Origin of the sequence: Acinetobacter sp. NIOH-H-8 (assembly GCF_046635365.1) — a bacterium.
GTDB lineage: Bacteria > Pseudomonadota > Gammaproteobacteria > Pseudomonadales > Moraxellaceae > Acinetobacter.
In genome coordinates this window covers 1-4362 of sequence record NZ_JBHDVN010000094.1, presented here as the reverse complement: position 1 = coordinate 4362, position 4362 = coordinate 1, and the positions used below count along the sequence as shown (strand labels likewise).

Genomic DNA, 4362 nt, shown 5'->3' with positions numbered 1-4362 from the left:
TTAAAATGCTGTGCTGCTTTTCGCACAGACATTTTATCTCTAGTCATAATTTCTATGACTTTGTCTTTAAAATCTTTTGAATATCCCATGTTTCTATTGTTCTATATTTTTAAGTATTTGGCTATAGTGTCCAATTCTTCAGCTGGACTCAAAAAAGTGATTACCCAATTGCCCACTTTACTGAGCTGCATGGGATTATCGAAGGCATCGAATTCAAGATAATGTTGCATGGGAAGAAAGAGTATTAATTTATATTATTTCCTATATGCACCTGTTTAGAGGTGTGTTCTATCACGCTAAAGTATAATAACAGTTAGGTGTGAGAAAGGATTAAATATTAAATTATTAAAAATCAATAAATTAATATTGATTTGTATCTATTTTTATTCTGAATATCGATTAGTTAAGAGCTTTAAAGACTAAGGTAGTCATCTATAAAATACTTTATTTTACTTACTGAATAAAAAAACATTATTAGTTAGAAATCCCTCTCCATATTTAGAGAGGGAAGAAAAGATTTCATTTATAGCGTAAGGATCGCCGTATTTTCCAATGCTTTGCGTAGATAAGGATCTAAGTCGTCCTGGCGAAGTAACCACTGAACATAGTCAGCAGGAAGATCGGCAATCGCAGTGCCACGGTGCTTACCAAAATTGATGGTCCGTGGAATACGCGCATCTTCAGATGCCTCATAGAGTTCTTCAATACTGCTGATTTTCAGGTGATGCACAATATGCATCAGGATATTTGCAGTCAAAATGATATCCATATCGGCGCGATGGGCTTTACGGATCATTTCTCGGGCGCGTTCGCTGCCTTTGGTAATCATATAGATTAATGCAGAGATATTATGCGCTTCAGCCTCTGGCCAAACTCGGCGGGCGAGAGCAAGGGTGCAAATTGCTTTAATATTCGATGAATCGACGCCACATTTTTCTAAGGCACGAATATCATAATCAATATTATGGCCAATGATATAAGTGGTTTCTTGCGGGAGTTCAAAGCTGCTGTAATGCGGTTGTCCTTCCAGATCAGACTGCAGAATATGATGTACGGCCATTGCAGCAAAGGAAATTGGTTCGTCACATGAATAAAGTTGATCAAACAAGCGACTTTTATCCAGACTGATTTTATGGTCTATGATCTCTACAGGTGCATAGGCAATTTCAATGGGTTGACCATTCAAGGTATGGGTTTCAGTATCGAGAATGATAGCCTGCATGACGAAAATATGCCTGAAAAAAGTGAATATCAAAATCTAACATTATTATTTCGATCCTGACAATTGAAATGCCTGATTTCATCTTTAATTGCAGACTTTTTAACTGATACAGAACAATTGTAATTTAGACTCATAAATAAAAGTTTTTGAAGTTTCTGTAAATATTTCCAAAACTTAAATTTATCGTGTCGGAATGGTCATAAATTAAATCGCTATTTATTAGAAAAATAACAAAATAATCTCTTGTAATTAATGAAATAACTTGGGAAATTATTGTCTAGTTTTATCAATGGATAAAGATAAAACTATAAAAATCATGAGAGATAATAATTAAGACAAGGATAAGATCGATGAAACGTCATGTATTGACTGGTTCTCTACTCGCGCTGAGCGTAGCTTTAACTGCCTGTAATGATAGCGATGATGATCGTTATTATGAATCCAAACCCGCTATTCCCGTAAATAATATCGACAATCCAGTCGTAACCACACCTGTAGCCTATACCAAAACAGATCTGACTGCTGTTGCCGATGAGAGCGTGGTCATGACCTATAAGATGTTAGGTATTAATAATAAGGAAACCCAAGCGACGGCACTGCTTTTTACTCCAAAAGGAACGCCTCCTGTAAAAGGTTGGCCGATAGTGGCCTGGGCACATGGTACGACGGGTGTGGCCGATCAGTGTGCACCAAGTCGCAATGAAATAAATCCTTATATCAAAAATATGATTGCCGGATTCCTTCAAGCTGGATATGTGGTCGTTGCACCTGATTATGAAGGTCTGGGGGAGCCGGGTGGAAAAGAACTTCATCCTTTCCTTAATCTTAAGAGTGAAGCCTATTCCATTACCGATGCTGTCGTCGCAGCAAAAGACTATTTAGGTTCGGAAGCCTCTAATCAATGGATGGCTGTCGGTCATTCTCAAGGTGGTCAAGCGGCTTTAGGCGCTGCCCAATATGCAGCACGTGCTTCTCAAATGACTTATAAAGGTACGGTAGCTTTAGCACCTGCTTCTAATTTCAGTCTGATTTTGGCAGGTGGTGAGGCTCAAGCTGGACAAGAACCAGATCTGAATAAAAAGATTCAAACTCTAGCCTCTTTAGATACTTTTACCGCGCTGATTGTCGCGGGATTGCGTAATCCGAATCCAAATCTGCAATATATTCAGGTCTTTAAAACACCAACAGACGAGATTGCCAAGAATGCCGAAACAGATTGTTATGATGTATTAGGCAACAAATTCGGTACGGCAATGGGAGCTTATGCCCAAACCAATGGGAATCTGGAAGAATATCCGCGTACTCAAGCTAATTTTATGAGTATTCCAGTAGTGAAGAATTTCCTGGATAAAGACTCTCAGCCTTTACAGGTTAAAGTGTCTACACCTGTGATTATTTATCAGGGAGAGGCGGATTCTACTGTTCCAAAGGCTGCAACAGATGTTTTAGTGAGCTTAGCGAATCAGAAACAAACCTCGGTACGATATATTACGGACGGTTCATGGGATCATGGTAGCGTCTATGCACTGAATATCGCTAATATTATTTCAGATGTAAAATCTCTAATGCCAATTCAATAACTTATTTTTATCTCTATAGCTCATGTTTTTTAAGCATGAGCTATTTTTATTGCAAACTGAATAAAGTTCATGATCGAAATTGGCAAAGTTCATGTTACAATACGCGCCAATCTTAGCACGGCTTAAAAGCCCTAATTTAATAGGACCTCGCTAATGTTTGCCAATATCTCTATTGCTGAATTTGATCCAGAAATCGCTCAAGCAATCTCTAACGAAGATGCTCGCCAAGAAGCGCACATCGAGTTGATCGCTTCTGAAAACTATTGCTCACCAGCAGTAATGGAAGCTCAAGGATCAAAACTCACTAACAAATATGCAGAAGGCTACCCAGGCAAACGCTACTATGGCGGTTGTGAATATGTAGATGTCATTGAACAATTGGCAATTGACCGTGCTAAAGAATTATTTGGTGCTGATTATGCTAACGTTCAGCCACATGCTGGTTCTCAAGCAAACTCTGCAGTTTACCTAGCGCTGCTTAACCCTGGTGATACAGTATTGGGTATGAGTCTGGCTCACGGTGGTCACTTGACTCACGGTGCGAAAGTAAGCTTCTCAGGTAAAACTTATAATGCAATTCAATACGGTCTGAATCCAGAAACTGGTGAGATCGATTATGAAGAAGTTGAACGTCTAGCTGTAGAACACAAACCACGTATGATCGTAGCTGGTTTCTCTGCATACAGCCAAATCGTAGATTGGCAACGTTTCCGTGACATCGCGGATAAAGTTGGCGCTTACCTGTTTGTAGATATGGCTCACGTTGCTGGTTTGGTTGCTGCTGGCGTTTACCCAAGCCCAGTTCAAATTGCTGACGTAACAACAACGACTACTCACAAAACTCTTCGTGGTCCACGTTCAGGTCTGATCCTTGCGAAAGCAAACGAAGAAATCGAGAAAAAACTTCAATCAGCTGTATTCCCAGGTAACCAAGGTGGTCCTCTGGTTCACGCGGTTGCTGCTAAAGCAATCTGCTTCAAAGAAGCAATGGCACCTGAATACAAAGCATACCAACAACAAGTGGTTAAGAATGCTCAAGCAATGGCTGAAGTTCTAATCGAACGCGGTTACGATGTTGTATCTGGCGGCACTAAAAACCACCTGTTCTTGTTGTCTCTGATCAAACAAGACATCACTGGTAAAGATGCTGACGCTTGGTTGGGTGCTGCACACATCACTGTGAACAAAAACTCTGTACCAAATGATCCACGTTCTCCATTCGTGACTTCAGGTATCCGTATCGGTACACCTGCTGTAACGACTCGTGGTTTCGGTGAATCAGAAGTTCGTGAACTTGCTGGTTGGATCGCTGATATCCTTGATGCTAAAGGCGATGAAGCTGTGATCGCTGCTGTTAAAGAAAAAGTTGCTGCTGTTTGTGCTAAATTCCCTGTTTACGCAAAATAAGCCTAACTTGAGAAAAGCCCCCTCAAGGGCACTGCTGTCCCATAGTTTGCTTTAAATAAAAAAACCTGAGTCCTAACAGTTAAAATATGAGTGCAAACAAACACTTTAACGACCAGGATTCAGGTTTTGTCACATCAGAATACCGTATTTCAT

Annotated in this window: 3 protein-coding genes; 2 read left to right on the top strand and 1 reads right to left on the bottom strand. The window is 40.0% G+C overall.

The genetic code is table 11. The features are described 5' to 3' along the window. Positions 1–523: 523 nt before the first annotated feature. The gene (locus tag ACEWB7_RS17010; RefSeq protein WP_179993419.1) at positions 524–1222 is read right to left on the bottom strand and encodes a putative quorum-sensing-regulated virulence factor; all 699 of its coding nucleotides are present in this window, start codon (positions 1220–1222) and stop codon (positions 524–526) included. 350 nt (positions 1223–1572) lie between these two features. On the opposite strand from ACEWB7_RS17010, the gene ACEWB7_RS17005 reads away from it, so the two are divergent. Then, positions 1573–2802 carry an alpha/beta hydrolase gene (locus ACEWB7_RS17005; protein ID WP_411580985.1) on the top strand — a complete coding sequence of 410 codons (1230 nt, stop codon included), beginning with the start codon at positions 1573–1575 and terminating at the stop codon, positions 2800–2802. 153 nt (positions 2803–2955) lie between these two features. Further along, entirely contained in the window at positions 2956–4209 is a 1254-nt protein-coding gene (glyA, locus tag ACEWB7_RS17000; RefSeq protein ID WP_004784306.1) for a serine hydroxymethyltransferase, read from the top strand. The last annotated feature ends 153 nt before the right edge of the window (positions 4210–4362 follow it).